This window comes from Dactylosporangium sp. NPDC051087, assembly GCF_055586325.1.
The window spans coordinates 25,994-50,756 of the sequence record NZ_JBVJIJ010000025.1 but is presented as its reverse complement, the minus strand read 5'-3'; the positions used below and the strand labels follow the sequence as shown (position 1 = coordinate 50,756).

At 73.6% G+C, this 24,763-nt stretch carries 25 protein-coding genes; 7 read left to right on the top strand and 18 right to left on the bottom strand.

Going from position 1 to position 24,763, the window contains the following annotated elements; genetic code table 11:
• Positions 1-40 precede the first annotated feature (40 nt).
• The 4 genes from ACZ6TV_RS39395 to ACZ6TV_RS39380 are packed head-to-tail and all read right to left on the bottom strand — an operon-like array spanning position 41 to position 4,309.
• Positions 41-901 carry an SDR family NAD(P)-dependent oxidoreductase gene (locus ACZ6TV_RS39395; RefSeq protein WP_465303773.1) on the bottom strand — a complete coding sequence of 287 codons (861 nt, stop codon included), beginning with the start codon at positions 899-901 and terminating at the stop codon, positions 41-43.
• A complete protein-coding gene (locus ACZ6TV_RS39390) occupies positions 901-2,106 on the bottom strand; it encodes an acetyl-CoA C-acetyltransferase (protein ID WP_465303771.1) in 1,206 nt (401 codons plus the stop codon). The genes ACZ6TV_RS39395 and ACZ6TV_RS39390 overlap by 1 nt, the downstream gene beginning before the upstream one ends.
• 37 nt (positions 2,107-2,143) lie before the next feature.
• Positions 2,144-2,803: an SDR family NAD(P)-dependent oxidoreductase gene (locus ACZ6TV_RS39385; protein WP_465303769.1), complete on the bottom strand. Its 660-nt coding sequence runs from the start codon at positions 2,801-2,803 to the stop codon at positions 2,144-2,146.
• Between the two features lie 15 nt (positions 2,804-2,818).
• A complete protein-coding gene (locus ACZ6TV_RS39380) occupies positions 2,819-4,309 on the bottom strand; it encodes a FadD3 family acyl-CoA ligase (RefSeq protein ID WP_465303767.1) in 1,491 nt (496 codons plus the stop codon).
• A gap of 46 nt (positions 4,310-4,355) precedes the next feature.
• Here ACZ6TV_RS39380 and ACZ6TV_RS39375 point away from each other — a divergent pair, with 46 nt between their 5' ends.
• Both ACZ6TV_RS39375 and ACZ6TV_RS39370 read left to right on the top strand, forming a co-directional pair.
• Positions 4,356-5,495 (top strand): acetyl-CoA C-acetyltransferase, encoded by a 1,140-nt coding sequence (locus ACZ6TV_RS39375; RefSeq protein ID WP_465303765.1) that lies wholly within the window; start codon positions 4,356-4,358, stop codon positions 5,493-5,495.
• Entirely contained in the window at positions 5,470-6,240 is a 771-nt protein-coding gene (locus ACZ6TV_RS39370) for an SDR family oxidoreductase (RefSeq protein WP_465303763.1), read from the top strand. The genes ACZ6TV_RS39375 and ACZ6TV_RS39370 overlap by 26 nt, the downstream gene beginning before the upstream one ends.
• Positions 6,241-6,351: 111 nt before the next feature.
• Here ACZ6TV_RS39370 and ACZ6TV_RS39365 read toward each other — a convergent pair whose 3' ends face one another.
• Complete coding sequence (locus tag ACZ6TV_RS39365) at positions 6,352-6,834, bottom strand: hypothetical protein (RefSeq protein ID WP_465303761.1); 483 nt, start codon at positions 6,832-6,834, stop codon at positions 6,352-6,354.
• Positions 6,835-6,896: 62 nt separating this feature from the next.
• Here ACZ6TV_RS39365 and ACZ6TV_RS39360 point away from each other — a divergent pair, with 62 nt between their 5' ends.
• Entirely contained in the window at positions 6,897-7,136 is a 240-nt protein-coding gene (locus ACZ6TV_RS39360; RefSeq protein WP_465303759.1) for a hypothetical protein, read from the top strand.
• Positions 7,137-7,161: 25 nt separating this feature from the next.
• On the opposite strand, the gene ACZ6TV_RS39355 is transcribed toward ACZ6TV_RS39360, so the two are convergent.
• Positions 7,162-8,049, bottom strand: a complete 888-nt coding sequence (locus tag ACZ6TV_RS39355; RefSeq protein ID WP_465303757.1) for an SDR family NAD(P)-dependent oxidoreductase — start codon at positions 8,047-8,049, stop codon at positions 7,162-7,164.
• A 94-nt stretch (positions 8,050-8,143) separates the two neighbouring features.
• Between ACZ6TV_RS39355 and ACZ6TV_RS39350 the strand changes: the two genes are divergently transcribed.
• Positions 8,144-8,623, top strand: a complete 480-nt coding sequence (locus ACZ6TV_RS39350; protein ID WP_465303755.1) for a MarR family winged helix-turn-helix transcriptional regulator — start codon at positions 8,144-8,146, stop codon at positions 8,621-8,623.
• Here ACZ6TV_RS39350 and ACZ6TV_RS39345 read toward each other — a convergent pair.
• A complete protein-coding gene (locus ACZ6TV_RS39345; RefSeq protein ID WP_465303753.1) occupies positions 8,620-10,749 on the bottom strand; it encodes an MMPL family transporter in 2,130 nt (709 codons plus the stop codon). The genes ACZ6TV_RS39350 and ACZ6TV_RS39345 overlap by 4 nt on opposite strands.
• 118 nt (positions 10,750-10,867) lie before the next feature.
• On the opposite strand from ACZ6TV_RS39345, the gene ACZ6TV_RS39340 reads away from it, so the two are divergent.
• The gene (locus ACZ6TV_RS39340) at positions 10,868-11,587 is read left to right on the top strand and encodes a TetR/AcrR family transcriptional regulator (protein WP_465303751.1); all 720 of its coding nucleotides are present in this window, start codon (positions 10,868-10,870) and stop codon (positions 11,585-11,587) included.
• A gap of 37 nt (positions 11,588-11,624) precedes the next feature.
• Here the strand turns inward: ACZ6TV_RS39340 and ACZ6TV_RS39335 are convergent, their stop codons facing one another.
• The 5 genes from ACZ6TV_RS39335 to ACZ6TV_RS39315 form a co-directional block, all read right to left on the bottom strand.
• Positions 11,625-13,310, bottom strand: a complete 1,686-nt coding sequence (locus ACZ6TV_RS39335; RefSeq protein WP_465303749.1) for a cation:proton antiporter — start codon at positions 13,308-13,310, stop codon at positions 11,625-11,627.
• A gap of 70 nt (positions 13,311-13,380) precedes the next feature.
• Complete coding sequence (locus tag ACZ6TV_RS39330) at positions 13,381-14,340, bottom strand: acyl-CoA dehydrogenase family protein (RefSeq protein ID WP_465303747.1); 960 nt, start codon at positions 14,338-14,340, stop codon at positions 13,381-13,383.
• Positions 14,337-15,497, bottom strand: a complete 1,161-nt coding sequence (locus tag ACZ6TV_RS39325; protein WP_465303745.1) for an acyl-CoA dehydrogenase family protein — start codon at positions 15,495-15,497, stop codon at positions 14,337-14,339. Before ACZ6TV_RS39325 ends, ACZ6TV_RS39330 begins: the two co-directional genes overlap by 4 nt.
• A complete protein-coding gene (locus tag ACZ6TV_RS39320) occupies positions 15,487-16,332 on the bottom strand; it encodes an SDR family oxidoreductase (protein WP_465303743.1) in 846 nt (281 codons plus the stop codon). The genes ACZ6TV_RS39325 and ACZ6TV_RS39320 overlap by 11 nt, the downstream gene beginning before the upstream one ends.
• Positions 16,329-17,195 carry an LLM class F420-dependent oxidoreductase gene (locus ACZ6TV_RS39315; RefSeq protein WP_465303741.1) on the bottom strand — a complete coding sequence of 289 codons (867 nt, stop codon included), beginning with the start codon at positions 17,193-17,195 and terminating at the stop codon, positions 16,329-16,331. Before ACZ6TV_RS39315 ends, ACZ6TV_RS39320 begins: the two co-directional genes overlap by 4 nt.
• 41 nt (positions 17,196-17,236) lie before the next feature.
• Here ACZ6TV_RS39315 and ACZ6TV_RS39310 point away from each other — a divergent pair, with 41 nt between their 5' ends.
• On the top strand, positions 17,237-17,980 hold the full coding sequence (locus tag ACZ6TV_RS39310; RefSeq protein ID WP_465303739.1) for an SDR family NAD(P)-dependent oxidoreductase: 744 nt from the start codon (positions 17,237-17,239) through the stop codon (positions 17,978-17,980).
• Between the two features lie 37 nt (positions 17,981-18,017).
• Positions 18,018-20,210 carry a putative bifunctional diguanylate cyclase/phosphodiesterase gene (locus ACZ6TV_RS39305; protein WP_465303737.1) on the top strand — a complete coding sequence of 731 codons (2,193 nt, stop codon included), beginning with the start codon at positions 18,018-18,020 and terminating at the stop codon, positions 20,208-20,210.
• A gap of 9 nt (positions 20,211-20,219) precedes the next feature.
• Here the strand turns inward: ACZ6TV_RS39305 and ACZ6TV_RS39300 are convergent, their stop codons facing one another.
• The 6 genes from ACZ6TV_RS39300 to ACZ6TV_RS39275 form a co-directional block, all read right to left on the bottom strand.
• Positions 20,220-20,831, bottom strand: a complete 612-nt coding sequence (locus ACZ6TV_RS39300) for a DUF998 domain-containing protein (protein WP_465303735.1) — start codon at positions 20,829-20,831, stop codon at positions 20,220-20,222.
• A 79-nt stretch (positions 20,832-20,910) separates the two neighbouring features.
• Positions 20,911-21,378, bottom strand: a complete 468-nt coding sequence (locus tag ACZ6TV_RS39295) for a hypothetical protein (protein WP_465303733.1) — start codon at positions 21,376-21,378, stop codon at positions 20,911-20,913.
• 37 nt (positions 21,379-21,415) lie between these two features.
• The gene (locus ACZ6TV_RS39290; RefSeq protein WP_465303731.1) at positions 21,416-22,135 is read right to left on the bottom strand and encodes an ABC transporter ATP-binding protein; all 720 of its coding nucleotides are present in this window, start codon (positions 22,133-22,135) and stop codon (positions 21,416-21,418) included.
• Positions 22,122-22,934: an ABC transporter ATP-binding protein gene (locus ACZ6TV_RS39285; RefSeq protein WP_465303729.1), complete on the bottom strand. Its 813-nt coding sequence runs from the start codon at positions 22,932-22,934 to the stop codon at positions 22,122-22,124. The genes ACZ6TV_RS39290 and ACZ6TV_RS39285 overlap by 14 nt, the downstream gene beginning before the upstream one ends.
• Positions 22,927-23,877, bottom strand: coding sequence for a branched-chain amino acid ABC transporter permease (locus ACZ6TV_RS39280; protein ID WP_465303727.1), 951 nt, complete (start codon positions 23,875-23,877; stop codon positions 22,927-22,929). The genes ACZ6TV_RS39285 and ACZ6TV_RS39280 overlap by 8 nt, the downstream gene beginning before the upstream one ends.
• The gene (locus ACZ6TV_RS39275) at positions 23,874-24,749 is read right to left on the bottom strand and encodes a branched-chain amino acid ABC transporter permease (RefSeq protein WP_465303725.1); all 876 of its coding nucleotides are present in this window, start codon (positions 24,747-24,749) and stop codon (positions 23,874-23,876) included. Before ACZ6TV_RS39275 ends, ACZ6TV_RS39280 begins: the two co-directional genes overlap by 4 nt.
• Positions 24,750-24,763: the final 14 nt, after the last annotated feature.

Below are 24,763 nucleotides of genomic sequence, written 5' to 3'. Positions count from 1 at the left end.
GGACGGTCCCGGTCCGGTCCGCCCGCTCGGCCGGGCCGGCTCAGCCGGCGGCGCGGTGCAGGCCGACCGGGCTGATCGGGCCGACGGCGCCGGCCTCGAAGGCGGCCGCGATCTTGTCGACCGTCCAGTCGGGGTCGTGGGCGCCGGTGCCCTGGACGACGGGGTGGGCGATCATCGACAGCTCGTCGCCGTCGATGCGGACGATCTGCCCGTGCAGGGCGGCCGCGGCGTCGGACAGCAGGTAGATCACGGCCGGCGCGTTCTGCGACGGGGGTTTGTCGACGTTCTGGCCCTGGGCGGCGGCGCCGAGGTACGCCTCGAACGTGTCGGCCATCCGGGTGTGCGCGTTCGGGGAGACGGCGTTGACCCGCACGCCGGTGCCGATCAGGTCCGCGGCCCAGCAGTAGGTGAGCGAGGCGACGCCGCCCTTGCTGGCACCGTAGGCGCCCATCGCGGCCGAGCCGGCGTGCGCGCCGGACGTCACGTTCACCACGGATCCGCCGCCCTGGGCGAGCATCGCCCGGATCGCGTGCAGGCCGCAGTACGCGGTGCCCAGCAGGTTCACCTCGACGACGGCCCGGAACTCGTCCGGGTCCTGGGCCGCCGGGTGGGCGAGGCGGAAGATGCCGGCGTTGTTCACGAGGCCGTCGATCGCGCCGTACACGTCGACGCAGCGCGACACGAGCGCGCCGGCGCCCTCCCAGGTGCCGATCGTGCCGGCCACGGCGAGCGCGCGGCCGCCGGACGCGGTGATCTGCGCCGCCACCGCCTCGGCGAGGTCGGCGTCGACGTCGTTGACGACCACCGCCGCGCCCTCCGCGGCCGCGAGCCCGGCGTACGCCGCGCCGAGCCCGCGCCCGGCGCCGGTGACGACGACCGCCTTGCCGTCCAGGGCTCCCATCAGGCGAGCCGCTCAATGACCATGGCCATGCCCTGGCCGCCGGCGGTGCACATGGTCTCCAGGCCGAACTGCGCGTCGCGGTGCACGAGACCGTTGAGCAGGGTGGTCGCGATCCGGGCGCCGGTCATGCCGAAGGGGTGCCCGACCGCGATCGCGCCGCCGTGCACGTTGACCCGGTCCAGGGGGGCGCCGATCTGGCGGTACGCCGGGATCACCTGAGCGGCGAACGCCTCGTTGATCTCGACCAGGTCGATGTCGCCGATGCCCAGTCCGGCGTGCGCGAGGGCGCGGCGGCTCGCCTCGACGGGACCGAGGCCCATGATCTCGGGGCTGAGCGCGGACACGCCGGTGCTGACGATCCTGGCGAGCGGGGTCAGGCCGAGCTCGGCGGCCCTGGTGGAGCTGAGCACGACGAGGGCCGCGGCGCCGTCGTTGAGCGGGCAGCAGTTGCCGGCGGTGACGGTGCCGTCGGGCCGGAACGCGGGCTGCAGCGCCGACACCTTCTCCAGGGTGACCCCGGACCGCGGGCCGTCGTCGGTGCGCACGACGGTGCCGTCGGGCAGCGTGACCGGCGTGATGTCGCGGTCCCAGAATCCGTCGGCGAGCGCCTTCTCCGCGTTGTTCTGGCTGCGGACGGCGAACTCGTCCTGCTCCAGGCGGGTGATCCCGCACAGTTCGGCGACGTTCTCCGCGGTCTCGCCCATGGCGATGTACACGTCGGGGACGGCGCCGCGGTCACGCGGGTCGGACCACGCCTGATCCGAGGGCCGGGTCCCGGTGCCGACGTCGAAGCGGGGGTTGCGGGTGTCCGGCATGCCGTCGGCCTTGCCCGCCGGGTAGTGGGAGACGACCTCGACGCCGGCGGCGACGAACGCGTGCCCCTCCCCCGCCTTGATCGCGTGGAACGCCATGCGGATCGCCTGCAGCGAGGAGGCGCAGTACCGGTTGACGGTGGTGCCGGGCAGCATGTCGTAGCCGAGCTGCATCGCGACCTGCCGGCCGAGGTTGTACCCCTGCTCGCCGGCCGGCTGGGCGCAGCCGAGCATCAGGTCGTCGAGGGTGCCCGGGTCGAGCGCCGGCACCTTGTCCAGCGCCAGGCGCACGACCTGCGCGGCGAGGTCGTCGGCGCGCACGCCGGCGAGGGATCCCTTGTACGCGCGGCCGATCGGCGAACGCACGGCGGAGACGATGACAGCTTCGGGCATGACGACCCCTTACTGGGCGGCTTGCTGGGCGACGGTCTTACTGGGTGACGGTCCAGCCGCCGTCGACCGGCAGGAGGACACCGTTGATGTAGGCGGCGGACGGGGAGAGCAGGAACAGCACGGCGGCGGCGACGTCCTCGGGGCGGCCGGCGCGGCGCATCGGGTTGCGGGCGATGAGGTCCCGGCCGAGCGGTGTGTCACCGAACCCGGCCATGCGCGGGGTTTCGATGAAGCCGGGGGCGACGGCGTTGGCCCGGACCCCGGGTGCGATGCGGGTGGCGAGGTGGCGGGTGTACCCGGCGATGGCCGCCTTGCCCGCGCTGTACCAGGCGGAGTCGGTGCCGACGAGGTTCCCGGCGACGGACGCGACGTTGACGACGGCGGCGCCCTCGGGTGGTCCGGTGCGCAGCCAGGCGGCGGTGACGGCCTCGACGCTGCCGGCGGTCGCGAGGAGCCCGGCACCGAACTCGAGGGCGGCGCCGCCGCTGGCCGGTCCGGCGTTGTTCACGAGATACCGCGCCGGCCCGGTCTCGGCGAGCGCGGCCGCGACCGCGCCGGGGTCGCGGACGTCGACGACGAGCCCGCCGTCGGTCGCCGTCAGGTCCCAGACGACCGGGCGGAGGCCCTGTGCGGCGGCGAGGCGGACGATCGCGGCGCCGATGCCGCTCGCGCCGCCGGTCACGATGACGGTGTCCATGCCGGTTTCCATGGTTCAGGCCTCCCCGCGCAGGGTCGTCTTGAGCACCTTGCCGCTGGCGTTGCGCGGCAACGCTTCCAGGAACACGAAGGACCGCGGCACCTTGTAGTTGGCGAGGCGTTCCTTGCAGTAGGCCTCGAGCTCACCGGCGTCGGCCGAGCCGCCCGGCCGCGGCACGACGTAGGCACGGGCCACCTCGCCGAGGCGTTCGTCGGGGACGCCGATGACCGCGACCTCGGCCACCGCTTCGTGCCGGGCGAGGGCCTGCTCGATCTCGGCCGGGTAGGCGTTGAACCCGCCGACGATGAACATGTCCTTCAGCCGGTCGGTGATCCGCAGGTAGCCGCGCTCGTCGAGGACCCCGACGTCGCCGGTGTGCAGCCAGCCGCCGGCGTCGATCACGTCGGCGGTGGACGCCGGGTCCTGCCAGTAGCCGCGCATCACGTTGTACCCGCGGACCAGGACCTCGCCGCTGGCCGGGTCGACGGCGACCTCGACCCCGTCGATCGCGGCGCCGCACGTGGTGGACACGGTGACGGGGTCGTCGTCGGGGCGGCACATGGTGGCGGTGCCGCACGACTCGGTCAGCCCGTAGGCGGTGAGCACCGTCGCCAGGCGGAGCTCTTCGCGGAGGCGTTCGACCATCACGACCGGGACCGTGGTGGCCCCGGTGACGGCGACCCGCAGGCTCGACAGGTCGTGCCGGTGCCGGTCCGGATGGTCGAGCATCGTCGTGTACAGGGTGGGCGGGCCGGGCAGCACGGTGATCCGCTCATGCTCGATCAGCCGCAGCGACTCGGCGACGTCCAGGACGGGCATCGGCACGATGGTGGCGCCGCGCAGCAGGCAGGCGATGACGCCGGCCTTGTAGCCGAAGGTGTGGAAGCACGGGTTGACCAGCAGGTACCGGTCGCCGGCGCGGAGGTCGGCGAGCTCGCTCCAGGCGGCGTAGACCTGGGTGCTCTGCCGGTGGGTGAGCATGGCGCCCTTGGGCCGGCCCGTCGTGCCGGAGGTGAAGAAGAGGTCGGACAGGTCGTCGGGTTCCACGGTCGCGGTGACGTCGCCGGTACGGCCGACGAACGCGTCCCACTCGGCGAAAGGTACGATTTCCGATAATTCGGGTATCTCAGACCTGTCGAGGGAGTCGACGTAGCGGTTGCCGAGGAAGCCGTCGTCCACCAGCAGCATCCGAGCGCCGCTGCGGGCCAGGATGTAGCCGGCCTCCGGCCCCTTGAAGCGGGTGTTGAGCGGCACGAGCACCCCGCCGGCGGTGACGATGCCGAGCGCGGCGACGATCCAGCGCCAGGAGTTGGGCGCCCACAGCGCGACCCGGTCGCCCTTGCCGACACCCCTGACGGCAAGGGCCCCGGCGAACCGTGCGACCTCGTCGGCCAGTCCGGCATAGGTGAGCCGGACCGGGCCGTCGACGATCGCCTCGCGGTCGCGGTGGTGCTCGGCGCCGGCCCGCACCAGTTCCGGCAGTGTCCGGGCACGCAACGGTTCCATGGCACGCACCTTACCAACCAAGCGCTCGCTTGGTAAGGTGCTCAGCATGACGGAGGCTTACCTGGTCGAAGCGGTCCGCACCCCGGTCGGCCGGCGGGGTGGCGGCCTCGCCGGCGTGCACCCAGCCGACCTCGGCGCGCACGCGCTCACCGCACTCATGGACCGCAGCGGCGTCGACCCGGAGGCCGTCGACGACGTGATCTTCGGCTGCGTCGACGCGATCGGCCCGCAGGCCGGCAACATCGCCCGCACCGCATGGCTCGCCGCCGGCCTGCCCGAGGCGGTCCCCGGCGTCACCGTCGACCGGCAGTGCGGCTCCTCCCAGCAGGCGCTGCACTTCGCCGCCCAGGCGGTCATGTCCGGCACCGCCGACCTCGTCGTCGCCGGTGGCGTGCAGAACATGAGCGCCATCCCCATCTCCGCGGCGATGCTGGCCGGCCAGGCGTACGGCTTCGACGACCCGTTCCGCGGCTCCGCCGGCTGGCAGGCCCGCTACGGCGACCAGGAGATCAGCCAGTTCCGCGCCGCCGAGCTCATCGCCGCCAAGTGGTCCCTCACCCGCGAGGAGATGGAGGTGTACGCCCTGGACAGCCACCGCAAGGCCCTGGCCGCCTCCTTCGAGCGGGAGATCGCCCCGCTCGGCGACGTGACCACCGACGAGGGCCCGCGCGCCGACACCTCCCTGGAGAAGATGGCGGGCCTGCGGACGCTCACGCCCGGCGGGGTGGTCACCGCCGCCCTCGCCAGCCAGATCTCCGACGGCGCCGCCGCCCTGCTCGTCGCCTCGGCGCAGGCGCTGCACACGCACGGGCTGCGCCCCCGCGCCCGCATCCACCACCTCAGCGTCCGCGCCGACGACCCCGTCTACATGCTCACCGGCCCGATCCCGGCCACCGCCCACGCCCTGCGCCGCAGCGGCCTGACCATCGACGACATCGACCTCGTCGAGATCAACGAGGCGTTCGTCCCGGTGGTGCTCTCCTGGCAGCGCGAGACCGGCTGCCCCCTTGAGAAGATCAACGTCAGGGGCGGCGCGGTCGCGCTCGGCCACCCGCTCGGCGCGACCGGCGCCCGGCTGATGACGACGCTGCTGCACGCTCTGGAGGACACCGGCGGCCGGTACGGGCTGCAGACCATGTGCGAGGGCGGAGGCACGGCGAATGTCACCATCATCGAACGCCTCTGAACCCCAGTGCGCGATCGTCACCGGCGGCACGCGGGGCATCGGCCGCGAGATCGCCGCCCGGCTCGCCGGCGCCGGCTACCAGGTCCTGGTCTGCGGCCGCCGCGAGCCGTCCGACCTGCCGGACGGGGTCTCCTTCACGGCGGCCGACGTGCGGGAGCCCGCCGAGGCCGCCGCGCTGGTCACGGCGGCGGTCACCCGGTTCGGCCGGCTGGACCTGGTCGTCAACAACGCCGGCGGCTCGCCCGCGGTGCCGGCCGCGACCGCCTCACCGAACCTCGTCACGTCGGTCGTCCGGCTCAACCTGCTCGCCCCGTTCTTCGTCGCCCAGGCCGCGAACGCCGTCATGCAGTCCCAGCCGACCGGCGGTCTCATCGTCAACATCGGCAGCGTGTCGGCGCTGCGCCCGGCGCCCGGCACCGCCGCGTACGCCGCGGCCAAGGCCGGCCTGGAAACACTCACCCGGGCCCTCGCCCTGGAGTGGGCGCCGAAGGTCCGCGTCAACACCGTCACCGCCGGCGTGGTCCGCACCGACGACAACGCCGCGCACTACGGCGACGAGGCCGCGCTCGCCGCCGTGGCCGCCACCGTCCCGATGGGCCGCATGGCCACCCCCGCCGACATCGCCGACGCGGTGCTGCTGCTCGCCTCGCCCCTGGCCACGTACCTGACCGGCACCAGCCTGCTGGTCGACGGCGGCGGCCAGCTCCCCCGCTACGCCGACACCGCCCGCCCCACGCCGCTCTGAGCCGTCCGGCCTGGCTCCGGCCCTCGTCCCGCGACGCCGGGCGACCTGCCCGCTCGCGGCGGCCTGAGGGGTCCGGCCGTCCGGTGGGTCACACGGCCGGCCGGTCTCCACCTACGCTGCTGCCATGTCGCTGCGCCGGCGGGTCACCGCCACCGTGGTCACCGCCGGCGCGTTCGGTGGGTTCGTGCTGTACAAGTTCGTGCTCTGGCCGGTGTTCTTCCGCATCGAGCCGGTTTGGCTCGGCCTCGCGGCGGGCCTGGCGGCGCTCGCCCTCGCCGCGGCGGTGCCGCTGGTGCTGTTCCGGTGGCTGACCCGCGACCTGCGGCCGCGCCCGGCGACGTTCACCGCCACCGGGGACGCGTTCGTCGTGCCGGTCTCACCGGAATACCTCGGGATCCAGGCGATCTGCGCGGCGCTGCTCGCGGGCAACATGATCCCGGCCGAGCGGGTGCCGGACACCGACCAGGTGCGGCTGTCGACGCTTCCCGGCTTCGTCCCGGTCGTGTCGACGCTGATCGTCGTGCTGCTCGCGCTCGGGCTGGCGATGCTGTGGCTGTCCGGTCCGAGCGTGACGCTGACCCCGCAGGGCGTCACGGTCCAGGGGCTGCCGCGCCCGGACCGTCGGCTGGGACGACCTGCTGCCGGGCGGCCCGCACGTGCCGACCGGTCGGACCCTGACACTGCTGCAGCGGACCGCGGCCGGGCGACCGAAACGGCTCGGCGTGCTGACCGGCCGCACCCACGTCGACCGCGACTTCCTCGCCTCGGTGATCCGGCACTACGTGGAGCACCCGGAGCACCGCGCCGGCATCGGCACCCGGGAGGAGCTCGACCGCCTCGAGGCCGCCTACAGCACGTGGCGGGCGGCGGCCGTGGCGCCGGCCAGCGGTCGGTGACGCGGATCGGCCCCGGGCGTTCCCATCAGGCCGGGAGCTGGACGCCGGCGCGCGAGACCAGGGCGGTGGACGCGGCCATGAAGGCGGTGACGTGGTCCCCGGTCAGCCCCTTGGAGGGCAGGACGGCGGCGCCCTTGCGGTTGAACATGGCGCCGCTGCGGCCGGTGAGCTCGGGCGCGACCAGCAATGGCGTGATCCGCCGGGCGTAGCTGCCGGCGCTCGGCGTGAGCAGCCCGATCGCACCTTCGGTCAGGCGGTGCTTGAGGCTGCCGGCGCCGAGCGCGTTGCCGCGGATGTCGGACTTGATGAAGCCGGGGTTGAGCCCGAAGGTGTCGATGCCCTGGCACCGGCGGGCGGCGTCCAGGACGAGCATCTCGTTGCCCGCGACGGTGTTCATGTGCACGGTCATGCCGCGGTAGGACCGCTCGGCGTTGAGGTCGCCGGCGGTGCCGGTCTGGCCGCTGCCGGGGAAGCCCATGACGAAGACCCGGGGCCGGCCCAGCGCCGCCGGGCCGCCGGCGCCGAGGCGGGCGGCGGCCGCGCGCAGGATGACGAGGCGGCTCAGGTAGCTCACGGCCATGTCCCGCTCGACGCCCTCGGCGGTCTCCTGGCGGGCCGGTGCGGCGAAGATGCCGGTGGTGAGGACGAGCAGGTCGAGGTCGGGCAGCCGCTCGGCGACGCGTTCGGCCTCGCGCATGAGGCTCAGGTCGGCGGGCAGGAACTCGATGCCGGGCACGTCCGCGTCGCGGAAGGTGCGGCCGACCACCAGCACGTGCGCGCCACCGGCGGCCATCCGGCGGCTCAGTGCCCGGCCGATGCCGCCGGCGCCGCCGACCACCGCCACCCGCAGGCCCGTCAGGTCCACGCGGTCAGGGTCGACCGGGCGCCAGGACAACGTCGTGTCGCGTTTCATCGATGGCTCCTCACCTCGAAACGGAAGTTCATGCCGTGAACCAACTGTAGTTCACGGCATGAACTTCTGCCAGGTAGACTGCACCGGCGGGGCTGTGACGAGGGAGACGTGGGACGTGGCGCAGCAGGACGATTTCGGCGACGTGCTGGTGGTGCTCTCGATCGTCATCCAGCGCCGGTATGCGCAGATCTGCGCCGAGCACGACCTCACCCCGGCGCAGGCGCAGCTGCTGTGCATGATCAAGGACCGGCCGCAGCGGATGGCGATGCTCGCGGCCGCGCTCGGCATGTCCAAGAACGCGCTGAGCCAGCTCGTCGACCGCACCGAGCGGCGGGGGCTGGTGCACCGCGAGAGCCCCGAGCGCGACCGGCGCGTGATCACCCTCAACGTCACGCCGCCCGGCAAGCAGATCGCCGACGCGTTCCAGGCCGACGTCGCCGAGCGGCTGCCCGGCATCGCCGACGCCCTCGGCGCGGAGGACCGGCGGCTCCTGCGGGACCTCGCGACCGCCATCGCCACCGAGTACATGCCCGGCCGCACCCACGGCACCGCCTGCGACGGCGGCCCCTGCTAACGGCCGAAGGTGGAGCCGACGGGTGTGGCCGCACCGGCCGGCACGTCCGCTGGTGTGGCCGGGCCGGACTCGCGGATGCCGAAGCGGCGGTACACCTGCCGCAGCGGGGACGGCAGCCACCAGTTGGCGCGGCCGAGCAGCCGCATCGTCGCCGGGACCAGCAGGGCCCGCACGATCGTCGCGTCGACCACCAGGGCGATGATCATGCCGACGCCGATCATCTTGATGAACGAGATGCCGCCCGTGGCGAAGCCGGCGACGACGACGATGAGCAGCAGCGCGGCGGAGGTGATGATGGCGCCGGTACGTTGCAGGCCCGCGGCGACGGCGGTGGTGTTGTCGCCGGTGCGGTCCCATTCCTCGCGGATGCGGGACAGCAGGAACACCTCGTAGTCGGTGGACAGCCCGAAAAGGACGGCGAGGATGAGCACGAGCTGGCTCGCCTCGAGGTCACCGGTCGGGGTGAAGCCGAGCACGTCGCTGAAGTGGCCGTCCTGGAAGACGAAGACGATCGCGCCGAACGACGCGCCGATCGACACCAGGTTCATGAGCACCGCCTTGACGGGCAGGACGAGCGAGCCGAACGCCAGGAACAGCAGCAGCATCGTGCCGGCCGCCGCCGTCAGCGCCATGTACGGCAACCGGTCGCCGAGACTGTCGAGCCGGTCCTCGACGTCGGCCGCGGCACCGCCGACGAGGACCTCACCCGGGCCGGGCAGCGCGCGGATCTCCTTGACCACGGCCCTGTCGAGCTCGCGCGCGGTGGTGACCGTGATGACCGACGACGTGCCCTTCGTGGCGGTGACGCCCGCCCGCAGCACCCCGTCGAGGCGGCCGATCTCACCGGCGAGCGGGGCCGGGTCGGCGCCGCCGACGAAGACCGTCAGCACGCCGCCGCCACCGCCGGGGAACTCGGCGCCGAGGCGCTCGGACACGACCCGGCTCTCGGTCCCGGCGGGCAGGACGCGCTCGTCGGCGGCGCCGAACTCGGCGCGCAGGAACGGCGTTGCGAGCACCCCGAGCACCGCCACCACGGCGGCGGCGACGAGGACCGGCCGGCGCATGACGGCGTGCGCGACGCGCTCCCACAGTCTGCCCTTGTCCCGCTCCGGCAGCGGTACCCGCAGCGCGTTGATCCTGGTGCCGAGGACGGCCAGCACGGCGGGCAGCACGGTGAGCGCGACGAGCATCCCGACGAGCACGGCCGCCACGCCGCCGAAGCCCATCGAGCGCAGGAACGCCTGCGGGAACAGCAGCAGGCTCGACAGCGCGAACGCCACGGTGAGCCCGGACACCAGGACGGTGCGCCCGGCCGTGGTCATCGTCCGGGCGACCGCCCCGGGCACGTCGTGGCCGGCGGCCAGCTCTTCCCGGAAGCGGCTCACGACGAACAGCGCGTAGTCCACGGCCATGCCGAGACCCACCAGCGTGATGATGTTCAGCGCGAAGACCGACACCTCGGTGACGGACGCGAGCAGGCGGGTGACGACGAACGCGCCGAGGATGGCGAGGCCGCCGACCAGCAGCGGCATGGTCGCCGCCACGACGCTGCGGAAGACCAGGACGAGCAGGACCAGCAGGATCGGCATCGACAGCAGCTCGGCGTGGGCGATGTCGTCGCCGACCTGGTCGCTGACGTCGGCGAAGACGGCGGTGTGCCCGCCGATCTGGGTGTCGACGCCGTCCGCCCGCAGGACCGGCCGGACGGCCTTCAGGTCCTCGTCGTCGTCGGCGCTGCGCATGGTGATCGCCACGTAGGTGGCGTGCCGGTCCTGCGACACGAGCGCCGGGCTGCCGGTGTCGTAGAAGGACACGATCCTGGCGACCTCGGCGCGCTGCCCGGCGCGGGCGAGCGCGTCCTGGACCGCCGTGGCGAAGCGCGGGTCGTCGACGGTCATGTCCCGCGAGCTGTACAGGGCGACGACGTCGGCGTCCTGCCGGCCGAGCTCGGCGACGATCCGGTCCCTGGCGCGGACCGACTCGCTGCCGGGCACGTCGAAGCCGTTGCTGCTCAGCGTGCCCAGGACGCCGGTGCCCCAGACCACGCCGAGCACCGCGAGCGCGACCCCGGCCAGCAGCACCGCCCATCGTGCGCGCACCACGGTGCGCCCCCACCATGCGAGCATGTCGTCCCCCACATCAGCCGTACGATGAACACGACGTCCACTTAAGTGAACGGCGTTCACTCTGTCACTGGTGTTCGCGACAGTCAACCGGTGTTCGCGCAAGTCAACGGGAGAGACATTGACGACTCCACCGACCCGTCGGGAACGGGTCCGGGCGGCGACGGTCGACGAGATCAAGCAGACGGCCCGCGCCCTGCTCGTCAAGGACGGCGCCGCCGGGCTGTCACTGCGGGCGATCGCCCGCGAGATGGGCATGGTGCCGGCCGCGCTCTACCGGTACTTCCCGAGCCTGGAAGCGCTGATGGAGGCGGTCACCGCCGACCTGTACGACGACACCCGCGGCCACCTGGAGCGCGCCCGCGACGCCACGCCGTCCGACGATCCCGGCGACCGGCTGATCGCCGTCTGCCGCGCGTTGCGCCGCTGGGCCCTGGAGCACCCCGCGGAGTTCGGCGTCATGTTCGGCACGCCGTTGCCGGCCGACGACCATCTCGAGCCCGGCCACTCCGACAGCCCCGTGCACCAGGCCGGCGACCGGTTCGCCACGGTGTTCAGCGCGCTGTTCGCCGAGATCTGGGGGCGCTCACCCTTTCCGGTGCCCGCCCCGGAGGAGATCGCCGCGTCGCTGCGCGCGCAGCTGCAGGCCTACATCGACCGGATGCCGGCGCCGCTGCCGGTCGGTGCCGCGCACGTCGCGCTGTCGTGCTGGATCCGCCTGTACGGGATGATCGCGCTGGAGGCCTACGGCCACCTGCACTTCGCCCTGACGGACCCGGAGCCCATGTTCGAGGCCGAGCTCGCCGCCCACCTGCACCGCCTCGGCATCCCCACCCACTGACGAGGTGCCGTTCCGGGCATCCGTCGAGCGACCGGTCCTATTCGGTGGAGGATCTGCCGCGCATCTCGATGGCGATCTCGGTGGCGTCGAGGTTGGCGAGGGCGTTGGTCAGGACGTCGGCGTCGAAGGTGCCGTTGTCGCGGGCGTCGAGCAGGGCCGAGCGCTGCGCGGCGATGACCGCGAGCCGGTGCTCCTTCGCCACGGTGAACGTCTCCAGGGTGGGGGCACCCTCGGGATGCGGCGGCTCCGGGACCGCGTCGCCGCTGGACCGCATGAGCTCGAAGATGCGGGTCCGCTCGGCGTCGCGCTGCGCCGCGGTGTCCCGGAGCGTGGCCTCGTCGGGTTCCGGGGTGATGCGGCGCAGCAGCGGGCCGATGGTGCCGCCCTGCACGAGCAGCGACATCGCCGCGACCGCGTACGCGATGAGCACCAGCGTCGAGCGTTGCGGGGTGTCCTCGGGCAGGGTCTGCGCGGCGGCGACGGTCACCGCGCCGCGCATCCCGGCCCAGACGACGGCGGTGCCCTCGCGCCAGCCGAGGGGCTCGCGGAGGAAGTACTCGACGTCGGCGAGGACCTGCGTGACGCGGCGGGCGAAGCGTTCCAGGTCGCGTTCCGTCGCGCCCCGGCGGCGGCGGGTGTTGACCTCCTGGAACGCCGACTGTTTGCCTTCGGCGGTGCCGAGGCGTTGCTGCATGTCCTGCATCCGGGTCTGCATGACCGCGCTGCCGCGGGTCTTGCGGGCGAGCAGGCCGAACAGCGGCGCCACGTAGGCGGCGCGGATCAGGACCGTCAGCACGAGCGCGCCGGCGGCGATCAGTACCGCGGCGGCGACCCCCGCATGGTCCTCCTCGACGCTCATCACGATGGACCGGATCTGCAGGCCCATGGTGAGGAACACGGCGCCTTCGAGGACGAGCTCGACGGTGTGCCAGTTCTGCGAGTCCGACAGCCGGTTGCGCGGCGACAGGTCGCGTGGCGCGCGGATCCCGACGATGAGCCCGGCGACGACGGCGGCGACGAGCCCGGACGCGCCGAGCAGCGACGCGGGCACGGACGCGGCGAACGGCACGGTGAAGGAGATGACGGTGTTGACGGTCGGGTCGGTGACCCGCTTGCGCACGGCGAGGCTGAGCCACGCGACGACGATGCCGACGATGAGGGCGACGACGACGGAGTAGGCGAACGACCCGACGGCACCCCAGAACGAGAACGTGGCGGCGGTCGCGACGATCGCGGTGCGCAGGACGACCAGGGCGGTCGCGTCGTTGAGCAGGCTCTCCCCGTCCAGCATCGCGACGACCCGCCTGGACACCGGCGTCTGCTTGATGATGGACGTGGCGACGGCGTCGGTGGGGCTGACGATCGCGCCGAGCGCGACGCCCCACGCGAAGCCGATCTCCGGCACGACGAGCATGAAGAACACGCCGAGCAGCAGCGCGCTGGCGACGACGAGGAGCACGGACAGCCCGCCGATCGCGCCGAACTCGCGGCGGAAGTTCATCGCCGGCATCGACACCGCCGAGGAGTACAGCAGCGGCGGCAGCACCCCTTCGAGGATCAGCTCGGGCTCGATGTGCGTGTCGGAGAACACCGGCAGGAAGCTCGCCGCGACCCCGACCGCGACGAGCACCAGCGGCGACGCGACGCCGAACCACCGGCCGACGATGTGCGCCGCGGCGATCACCAGCAGCGCGGCCACCAGCACGACGAGCAGTTCGGTCACAAGCCCCAGCCTCGCAGCAATCCGGGCGGGACGCCGCGTTTCGCCCGCAGGCCGGGACCGCCTGAGGCGGCTACAGGCCGGAGCGGGCCAGCAGGAGGCGCCGCAAGAAGACCGGGTCGCCGGCGAGGAGCCGGTTGGCGGTGGCGCGTTTGAGGTAGCGGTGGGCGTCGTGCTCCCAGGTGAAGCCGATCCCGCCGAGCAGCTGGATCGACGCCCGGGTGACGGTCCACGCGGCCTCGGCGGCGTGCAGCTTGGCCAGTGGGGCGGCGGTGGCGAAATCCGCGGTGCCGTGGGCGCGCAGCGCGTACCAGACGGACGATCTGGCCTGCTCCAGCAGGACGTACAGGTCGGCGACGCGGTGCCGCAGTGCCTGGAACGTGGCGAGGGGCACGCCGAACTGCTGGCGGGTGCGCAGGTGCTCGGCGGTGAGGTCCAGTGCGGCGCGGGCCACGCCGACGGACTCCGCGGCGAGCGCGGCGTGCAGCAGGTCGTGGGCGTGCGCGGCGTCGCGGGACACGAGCCGTCCGGGGGTCTGCCACAGCACGAGGGTGCCCTGCGTGCGGGTCTGGTCCAGGGTCGGCTGCGGCCGGACGTCGGGATCGTCGACGGCGTACAGGCAGGTCCCGTCGGACACGATGACGACCCCGGCCGTGCCGGCGTCCAGGACGTGCTCGAACGAGCCGTCCAGCAGCAGGTCGCCGGAGACCGTGCAGGTGCCGTCGAGCGCCACCGCGCCGACCAGGTCACCGGCGGCCAGCGCCGGCAGCAGCGCGGCGGCCGCGGGCAGCGCCGGGTCCAGGGACAGCGCCGCGACGGTGGTGGCCAGCAGCGGCGACTCCAGCAGCGCGGCGCCGGCCTCCTCCAGGGCGATGCCGGCCTCGACGAGGGTCGCGCCGAAGCCGCCGTGCTCCTCACCGATCGCCAGGGCCGTCAGGCCGAGCTCGCCCGTCAGTCGTTTCCAGTCGCCGCCGGCACCGAAGAAGGCCGCGGCACTCTCGCGGAGGGCGGCGTGTTCGGCGGACTCGGTCATGCGGTGCTCCGGGGGATGCGGCCGAGGACGTGGTCGGCGACGATGTTGCGCTGGATCTCGTCGGAGCCGCCGTAGATGGTGTCGGCGCGGGTGAACAGGAACAGGCGTTGGGCGTCGGTCAGCTCGTACTCCCCCGGCAGCGCGACCGTGGACGCGGCGCCGCCGACGTCCATGGCGAGCTCGCCGAGGCGCTGGTGCCAGCCGGCCCACAGCAGCTTCGCCACGGACGCGCCGGCCGGGTCGGGCTCGGTCGAGGACAGCGCGCGCAGCGCGTGGTGGCGCAGGCCCTGCAGCCCGGCCCAGGCGTCGGCGACGCGGTCGGCGACGACCGGGTCGTCGAGGGCGCCGCTGGCCCGCGCGGCGGCGACGACGGCGTCCAGCTCGCGGGCGAAGCCGAGCTGCTGGCCGAGGGTGGCGACGCCGCGCTCGAAGGACAGGGTGCTGGTGGCGACCCGCCAGCCGTCGCCGGGGGCGCCGACGACGAGGTCGGCGTCGGTGGTCGCGCCGTCGAAGAACACCTCGTTGAACTCCGACGTCCCGGTCAGCTGCCGGATCGGCCGGACCTCGACCCCGGGCTGCCGCATGGGCACGAGGAGGTAGGACAGGCCGTGCTTGCGGGTGGCCGCCGCGTCGGTACGGGCGAGCACGAAGCACCAGTCGGCGACGTGCGCGAGGGACGTCCACACCTTCTGCCCGGTGACGTGCCAGCGGCCGTCGGACAGGGTGGCCCGGGTGCGCACGCCGGCGAGGTCGGATCCGGCGCCGGGCTCGGAGTAACCCTGGCACCAGAGCTCTTCGGCGCGGGCGATCGGCGGCAGGAAGCGCTCGCGTTGCGCGTCGGTGCCGTGCGCGATCAGGGTCGGCGCGAGCAGGTACTCGCCGATGTGGCTGAGCCTGCCGGGGCCGCCGGCGCGGGCGTACTCCTCGAAGAAGACGACCTGTTCGGCGATGGTGGCGCCGCGTCCGTACGGCTGCGGCCAACCGAGACCGATCCAGCCCGCGGCGCCGAGGACGCGCTCCCATTCGGCCCGCAGCTCGAGGTGCTCGTGCTCGCGGCCGGGCCCGCCGCTGCCGGCGAGGACGGCGAACTTCCCGGTCAGGTGCTCGCGGAGCCAGGCACGGATGTCCGCGGCCCGCAGCGACGGCTCAGGCGCCATAGACGGCCGCCGGTGCGGGGGCGCGGGACAGCAGGTCGCGCACGATCGGGCCGATCTCGTCGGGGTGCAGGCGGCGACCGGCGTCGTGCGGCGTGCCGTGCTGCCAGCCGTCGGCGACGCTGACCGTGCCGCCGGAGACCTCGAAGACCCGGCCGGTGACGTCGCCGCTGTCGGCGCCGGCGAGCCACACGACGAGCGGCGACACGTTCTCGGGAGCCATGGCGTCGAAGCCGGTGTCGGGGGCGCGCATGGCGTCGGCGAAGACGACCTCGGTCATCGGGGTGCGGGCGCTGGGCGCGATCGCGTTGACGGTGACGCCGTAGCGGGCGAGCTCGACGGCGGCGACCTGGGTGAGGGCGGCGATCCCGGCCTTCGCGGCGCTGTAGCTGGCCTGCCCGACGCTGCCCATGAGCCCGGCGCCGGAGGTGGTGTTGACGACGCGGGCGGCGACGGTCTCGCCGGCCTTCGACCGGGCCCGCCAGTGCGCGGCGGCGTGGCGCAGCGGTGCGGCGGTGCCGCCGAGGTTGACCCGGATGACGGCGTCCCACTCGGCCTCGGCGAGGTTGACGACCATCCGGTCGCGGGCCAGGCCGGCGTTGTTGACGAGGGCGTCGAGGCGGCCGTGCGCGGCGACGGCCTTGTCGACGAGGGCGGCGGAGAAGTCCCAGTCGGCGATGTCGCCGGGGAACGCGACGGCGCCGGTGCGCTCGGCGACGTCGGCGAGCGCGCCGGCGTCGAGGTCGTTGAGCACGAGCCGGGCGCCGGCGGCGGCGAACGCGAGGGCGTGCGCGCGGCCGAGGCCCTGCGCGGCGCCGGTGACGATGACGGACCTCATACGCGCAGCACGTCCTTCTGGTAGCGGCGGACCTTGTCGCGGACGCCGACGGGGTCGTTGGGGTCGGCCCGGATGACGACCCGGGCCACGCCGAGGGAGCGCAGCGTCTCCAGGTCGCCGACGTTGCCGGGGGCCCGCATGGTGATCTCGATGTCGTCGATGGTGCGCCCGGCGGCGGCGCATTCCTCGGCGAGGGCGGCGCGCAGTTCGGCGAAGCGGGCGCCGGTGACGCCGAGTGGGTACCAGCCGTTGCCGTGCCGGGCGGCGCGGCGCACGGCGGCCATGGAGTGCCCGCCGACGACGATCGGCACGCCGCCGGGGCGGGTCGGTGCGGGGCGGCTGTGCACGTCGCGGAAGCTCACGAACCGCCCGGTGTAGCTGGCCGGGGTCCGGGTCCACAGGGCGTGCATGGCGGCGAGGTATTCGTCGGCGCGGGCGCCGCGCTCCTCGAAGGGCACGCCGACGGCGTCGTACTCCTCGCGCAGCCAGCCGACGCCGATCCCGGCCAGCAGCCGGCCGCCGCTGAGCACGTCGACGGTGGCGAGGCGTTTCGCCAGCTCGACCGGGTGGTGCTCGGGCAGGATGAGCATAGCGGTGCCGAGCCGCAGGGTGGTGGTGTGCGCGGCGGCGAACGTCAGCCAGTGCAGCGGGTCAGGGATGTCGTCGCCGGCCCCGAGGCTCATCCGGCCGCCCGGGTCGTAGGGATACGCCGAGGTGTAGTCGTCGGGGACGATGACGTGTTCGACGGCCCAGACCGACTCGCAGCCGAGGTCCTCCAGCAGCCGGACGAAGCGGGCGGTGGTGGCGGGATCGGCGGCGCCGGTGCCGCCGAGGACGGGCATGACCCCGAGTTTCAGCTCCACGGCGGCTACTCTACCAAACGCTTGCTTGGTAGCGTAAGCGGATGGATTTCAGGTTCCGCAAGGGCGTCGCGGTCGTCACCGGCGCCACCGGTGGCATCGGCACCGCCGTCGCCCGCCTTCTCGCCGCCCGCGGCAGCCGGGTGCTCCTCGCGTACCGCAGCAACGCCGCGCTCGCCGAGGAGCTGGCCGCGTCGCTGCCGGACGCGACCGCGCACCGGGTCGACCTGGGCGACCCGGCGTCGTGCGCGGCGCTGATCGAGGCGGCGCCGGTCGTGCACACCCTCGTGCACGCCGCCGGGCCGCACGTGCCGATGCGGCACCTGAGCCGGGTCACCCCCGGGCAGTTCGCCGCGCAGGTCAGCGACGACGTGGCCGGGTTCTTCAACGTCCTCGCCGCGGCCCTGCCGCGGCTGCGCGAGTCCCGCGGCAGCCTCGTCGCCGTCACCACCGCCGCCACCCGCCGGTTCCCGGTCCGCGACGGCCTGTCCGCCGCGCCGAAGGCCGCCGTCGAGGCGCTCGTGCGCGGGATCGCGGCCGAGGAGGGCCGCTTCGGCGTCCGCGCCAACTGTGTCGGCCCCGGCATGCTCACCGACGGCATGGCGGCCCGGCTCATCGCCGACGGCGACCTCGACGAGCACGCCCTCGAGGTGACCCGGGCCAACATCCCGCTGCGGACGTTCGGCACGGCCGGCGACGTCGCCGAGGCGGTATGCTTCCTCGCCAGCGACCGGGCCCGCTTCATCACCGGCCAGAAGCTCGACGTCGACGGTGGCTACGCGGCCTGACGCTCACATCAGCGCCGGGCCTGCCGAAAGACCGGATATGCCGTCCCGTGTCGACCGCCGCCGCCGAGCCGGCATCGCGGTCGGCGTCCTGATCCTGCTGGTCGTGCTGGGGCAGGCCGCCGCGGTGCTGGACGGGCACCTGCGGCCGGTGATCCTGACGGGCACGCTGGTGCTGCTGGACACCCTGGGACTCGTGGTCGGCCTGTACGGCGCCGGGCACGCCAACGACCGGCGCACCTGGCAGCTCATGGCCGTCTCCAGGGGCTTCTCGGCGGCGGCGGTGCTCGCCTCGGCGACCGGGTGGTGGTGGACGGGCGCGCTGGCCCACCTGGCCATGTACGCGGCGATGGCGGCGGGCATGCTGTCCGCGCCGACCGGTCGCCTGCACGGCCGGCGCCTCGCGGCGTACCTCGCCGAGGTCGGCACGGTCCTCGGCGGCGGGTTCATGGTCGTCTGGTACCTGCGGCTCGGCCCGGCCACCGAACAGCCGGTCGGCGCGCAGTGGGTGGCGTCGGTCGGCTTCCCGCTCGGTGACCTGCTGGTGCTGACCGCGATCGCCGGGCTCCTGCTGCGCGGCGCGCTCACCCGCGCGCCCCGGTCGGTGCCGGTCCTGATGGCCGGGATCTTCGTGCTCCTCATCGGCGAGGTCGGCTTCGGCGCCGACCCGCCGGCGACGGTCAGCCGCCTCGCCGCGGCGCTGCTCATGACCGGTGCCGTCCTGGTGCACGCCCTGGCCGGCGACGCCGCCGACGCCATCGCCGTGCCGTTCTGGGCCAGCTACTTCCCGTACGCGGCGCTCATCGGCGGGTACCTGCTGCTCGTGGTGGTGACCGTCCGCGAGCGGCAGGTCTTCCCCTGGGGCGGGCTGGTGCTCGGCCTCATCCTCATGACGGGCGCGGTCGCGGCGCGGCAGCTGATCTCGCTGCGCGACAGCCACGACCTCAACGTCACCGACTCGCTGACCGGCCTCGCCAACCGCGCCGGGCTGCACGACCGCCTGCAGCGCGCGGTCCGCCGCGGCGAGCCCGTCGCCGTCCTGCTGATCGACCTCGACGGCTTCAAGGGCGTCAACGACGCCTTCGGCCATCACGCCGGCGACACCCTGCTGGCGGAGTTCGCGTTCGTACTGCGGCAGAACGTGCGCTCAGCCGACCTGGCGGCCCGTATCGGCGGCGACGAGTTCGTGCTGCTGCTCGACGGCGTCGCCGGTCTCGACCCGGCGGTCACCACCGCGCAGCGGATCCTGGCCACGATCGCGGCGAACCCGATCCCGGTCGGCGCGGAGATGCTCACCGTGCGGGCCAGCGTCGGCATCGCGCTCAGCGCCCCCGACGACACCGCCAAGGACCTGCTGCGGCGCGCCGACACCGCCATGTACCACGCCAAACGGGCCGGCACCCACGGCTGGGAGGCCTACCACCCGGGTCTCGCCGACCGGCGCGCCGCCGACGACGCGCTCGCCGAGGAGCTCGGCCGGGCCGTGCAGGACGGCCAGATCCGGGTGTTGTACCAGCCGATGGTCGACCTGACCACGACCCGCCCGCTCGCTGTCGAGGCGCTCGTACGGTGGGAGCATCCGCAACGCGGGACCATCTCGCCGGTCGAGTTCATCCCCGCCGCCGAACGCACCGGCGCGATCACCGCCATCGGCCTGTTCGTGCTGGAGGACGCCTGCCGCCGGGTCCTCGCCTGGCAGCGGCGGCTCGGCGCCCCCTTCTACGCCAGCGTCAACCTGTCGCCGCGGCAGCTGCAGGAGCCCACCCTCGTCGCCGACGTCCTGGCGGTCCTGGCCCGCACCGGCCTGCCCGCGACGGACCTGGTGCTGGAGGTGACCGAGTCCGCGGTCGTCGACGAGGCGGTCGCGATCCCGGCGCTGAAGGCGCTGCGCGAGCACGGCATCCGCATCGCCATCGACGACTTCGGCACCGGCTACTCCTCGCTGCACTACCTGACCCGCCTGCCCGTCGACATCCTCAAGATCGACCGCAGCTTCGTCTCCGAGCTCGACGGCACTCCGGAGGGCGCCGCGGTGACCGAGGCGGTGATCCGGCTGAGCCAGGCGCTGCACCTGCGCACGGTCGCCGAGGGCATCGAGTCCACCGCCCAGGCCGACGAGCTCCTCCGGCTCGGCTGCGGCACCGGCCAGGGCTACCTCTACGCCCGGCCCCTGCCCCCCGCCGACGTCGACACCCTGATCGTCACGGCACCCGTCACCGCCCGGCACACCTGACCGCGCCGTTTACCACGGGGTGCGCCGCAGCGCCGCGCCGAGCGCAGCCGTGAACGCGAACGAGATCGCCGTACCGGCGACCAGGCGCAGGCTGAGGCTGTCGAGGTCCGGCCATGCGCCGACCACGACCCAGGCGAGCGGCGCGAGCACGCAGGCCACCACCCAGCCGCGCCGCCCGTCGGCGGCGAAGCGGCGCAGCAGCACGAAGCAGACCGCGAGCCACGACACCGACGCCGTCGCGAAGCCGACCTCGTGCAGCACGCCGTGCCAGCTGACCGACTCCGGGGCACCCGCGGGAGCGCCGGCCGGGAACCCCGCCCCCGGGTCGGTGACGAACACCCCGGCGATGACCAGCCCGACGCCGTTGGCGGCGAACAGGACCGGCGCCCACGTGCCGGCGCGGCCGGGGTGCAGGGCCCGGCGGACCCCCACGGCGAAGCCGGCCAGCAGCAGACCGGCGACCACGAAGTTCGCGATCTGCACCCACCCGCCCGCGCCGAGGCTGAGCAGGCTCATCGGATGCCGCGCCGGGTCGAACCCGTCGCGGGTCAGCGCCTGGACCAGCCATACGGTGATGAACACCGGACCGGCGACAACTCCCAGCAGCCGCAAGCGGCCCATCGTCGTCTCCTCCCGACCGGCATCCTCGCGATGCCGGTTCGCCGGAGACGTCGGAGCGGACCCCCGCGACCGGACAGCCTCAGCTGTCGGTCCAGACCGGCTCGAGGCCACCGTAGGCGTCATGGAACAGGAACGGTCGCAGGTGCGGGACCGCGGTCAGCGCGCTTCGCAGCTCGGCCACGTCGGCGGCCCGGGCGTGAATCGGCTGGGCGGCGAGCAGGTCGCGAATGCCGGAGAACGGCCACGCCATTCCCAGCAGGCGCCGAAGCTCGACCATGACCCGCAGACCGTCGCGCGGGACCCGGTCGACGTAGATGTCGGCGAAGACCGGCTCGTCGACGTCATGGGGCAGGTCGAGGACGGGACAGCCGGCCGACAGCATGCCGGCGGTGACGCGCGCGGCCTCGTCCTCGTCGCAGACGAGCATCGCCCGGGACGTGAGCCGGTTGACCGGCAGATAGCCGCCGCTGCTCTTCACCAGCGCCCACCCGGGCTCCGCCAGCCAGAACTCCCCGGCGTCGTCGTGCCGGTCCGCCGTGCCTGTCACGCCACCATCCTGGCAGAGCCGGCCCGCAACGCCGACCTCAGTGCGCGGCCTTTTTGAGGACGCCCATGCGGGAGCGGTACTCGTCGTCGAGGGACTTGCCGCCGTCCTCGCGGGTCGCGACGACCTCGCCGCGGACGAGGACGTAGCCGCGGTCGACGGCGCCGCGGACGGCGCCGAGCGCGGGCTCCGCCATGAGCACCGCGATGCCCTCGGACGCCAGCTGGGTGACGGTGCGCAGCAGCTCCTGCACGATCAGCGGGGCGAGACCGGTCATCATCTCGTCGAGCAGCAGGACCCGCGGCGTGCCCATCAGCGCCCGGGACACCACGAGCATCTGCTGCTCGCCGCCGGACAGCACGCCGACGAGGCTCTTGAGCCGGGTCCGCAGGATCGGGAAGCGGTCGATCGCCGTGTCGACCGCGGAGCGCGGCAGGCGCAGCAGCTCCGCCATGACCTGCAGGTTGTCGGCGACGTTGAGCTTCGGGAACAGCTGCCGGCCCTGCGGCACGACGGCGATCCCGGCGCGGGCCCGGTCGGCCGGCTTGAGCTTGCTGACGTCCTCGCCGTCGAGGAACACCCGGCCGGTCGCGGCGACCGACCCGTACGCGGCGAGCAGCGCGCTGCTCTTACCGGCGCCGTTCGGGCCGACCAGCGCCGTGATCTTGCCGCCGGGCGCGGTGATGTCGACGCCGGCGACCGCGCTGGCGTGGCCGTACCGGACGGTGAGCCCTTCCAGGCGCAGCTCATGAGCTGACACGGTCGGCCTCCTCGGGGTCCGGTTCGGTGGCGGGGTCGGCGACCCCGAAGTACACCTCTTGCATCTGCGGGCTGTCGAGGCACTCGCGCGGGGAGCCGTCGAACACGGACCGCCCGCGGTCCAGCAGCATGATCCGGTCGACGAGGCCGGCGACGAGGTCGACGTTGTGGTCGACGAGGATCACCGCGTGGCCGCGCCGCTGGACGGTGCGCACCACCTCGGAGATGCCGGTGACACCGGCCGCGTCGGACCCGGCGAACGGCTCGTCGAGCAGCAGGACGAGCGGGTCCTGGCCGAGCGCCCGGCCGACCTCGACGAGCCGCTGCTCGCCCAGGGACAGGTCGCCCGCGGGCAGGTCGAGGCGGTCGATGCCGAGCTCCTCGGCGATCGCGGCCACGGCGAGGGTGTCCGCCTTCTCGTACGGGCGCAGCGCGCCGCGGAACGAGCCGGCGATCATCTGCCAGATCGTGCCGTGCCGGCGGGCGACGCGGCCGAGCAGCAGGTTCTCCGCGACGGTGAGCTCCAGCGCGAGCTGCGGGTACTGGAACGTGCGGGCCAGCCCGCCCTTGGCCCGCTTGGACGCGGGACCGGTCAGCCGCTGCCCGCGCAGGGTCAGCGACCCCTCGGTCGCCGGTTGCGCGCCGGAGATGAGGTCGACCAGCGTCGTCTTGCCCGCGCCGTTGGGTCCGACGAGGCCGAGGACCTCACCGGCGGTGAGCGAGAACGACACGTCCTGCAGGGCGGTGACCCCGCCGTACCGTTTGGTCAGGCCGGATCCGACGAGGAGCGTCTCAGCCACGGCGTCCTCCCGCGAGTTTGACGAGTTTGCCCGCGTACCCGATGACGCCCTGCGGCGCGACGAGCAGGATGACGAGCACCCCGAGGGCGAGGATGAGCGTGCCGCTGGTCTCCACCGCGGGGAAGTTCAGGGTCAGCTCGACGGCGATGACCGCGCCGAGGACCGCGCCCCACGGGGTGGCCGAACCGCCGATGAGCGGCATGAAGATGGCCAGGAACACCAGGTTGAGCGTGAACGTGTCCGGGGTGACGCTGCCGGCGGAGTAGGTGAACAGCCCGCCGCCGACGGCCGCGATCGCCGCGCCGACGGCGAGGGACACGAGGTTCATGACCGGCACCCGTACACCGGCCGCCTCGACCGCGCGGGGAGCGTCGCGCATCGTGCGCACGATGACGCCCCACGGCGACATCCGCAGCCGGTCGAGCAGGAACGCGATGACGCACACGACGACGACGGAGCCGACGACGACGTCGTAGTGGTCCGGTTGCCAGCCGAGGATGTTGAGCTTGCGGAGGCTGCCGAGGCCGCCCGAGCCGCCGGTGAAGCCTTCGGCGTCGACCAGCCACGCGGTGAACGCCATGCCGAACAGCAGTGTCACGGCGGCGAGGAAGAACCCGGACAGCCGCCGGGTGGCGAGCCCGAGCAGCACCGCGACGGCCGCCGCGATGATCGGCCCGACGAGCCAGGCGACGACGAGCGGCAGGCCGCTCTTGCTGGAGATCAGGCCGACCGCGTAGCCGCCGATGCCCGCGTACGCGCCGTACGCCATCGACAGCGAGCCGGCCATCAGGTACGGCACGTACATGCCGAGCGCGATCAGCGCGTACGTGGCGGTCGTGGTGACCAGGGTCTGCTTGTAGCCGTCGGCGCCGACCCACAGCAGGATGAGTGCCGCGCCGATCAGCCCGAGCAGCAGGCCGAGGGAGCCGGGGATGCGCTTCATGCTCGTACCCTCCGCACGAACAGGCCGCTCGGTTTGAGGGCGAAGAACACCAGGGCGACGAACAGCAGCCCGTACACGTGGGACTGCCCGCCGAAGTAGTAGGGGACGAAGACCTCGACGGCGCCGAGGAGCAGCCCGCCCGCGAGCGGCGCCCACACGGAGCCGGTGCCGCCGACGACCATGGCGAGGAACCCGGACAGTGCCCAGCTGAGCCCGGACAGCGAGCTGACCCCGGCCTTCGGCGCGAACAGCAGCCCGATGATCCCGGCGAGGAGCCCGGACAGCACGAACGCGATGAGCCGGATCCGGTTGACGGGCAGGCCCAGCAGCTTGGCGGCGTGGGTGCTGTCGCCGACGGCGCGCAGCAGCCGGCCGGTGCGGGTGCCGCGGATCCACAGCGCGAGCGCGGCGAACGCGACGACGGTGAAGCCGAGCAGGACGAGCGTGCTCGGCTGGATCACCGTCTCGGAGACCGTGACCGGGTCGAACGTGAACAGCTGCTGCCCGGGCAGGGTGGTGTAGCCGAACAGGTACCCGGCCAGCTGCTGGATGGTGAAGAGCACCGCGGCGACCGCGACCAGGGCGGGCAGTTCGCCGCCGCCGGAGCGCCGTTGCACCGGCCGGACGACCACCAGCTCGGTGACGACCGCGAGCGCCGCGGCGGCGGTGATCGCCACCGCCGCGGCCGCCCACACGTTCATGTCCTCGTACAGCACCAGGTACGACGTGCACAGCCCGCCGACCATGGCGTACGGGCCGATCGCGAAGTTGAAGAACCCGGCGCCGACCAGGACCAGGTAGTAGGCCAGCGCGAGCAGGCCGAAGAAACACCCCATCTCGAGGGCTGACAACCACAGCTGCAGCTGGCCCATACCTGTGTTACCTC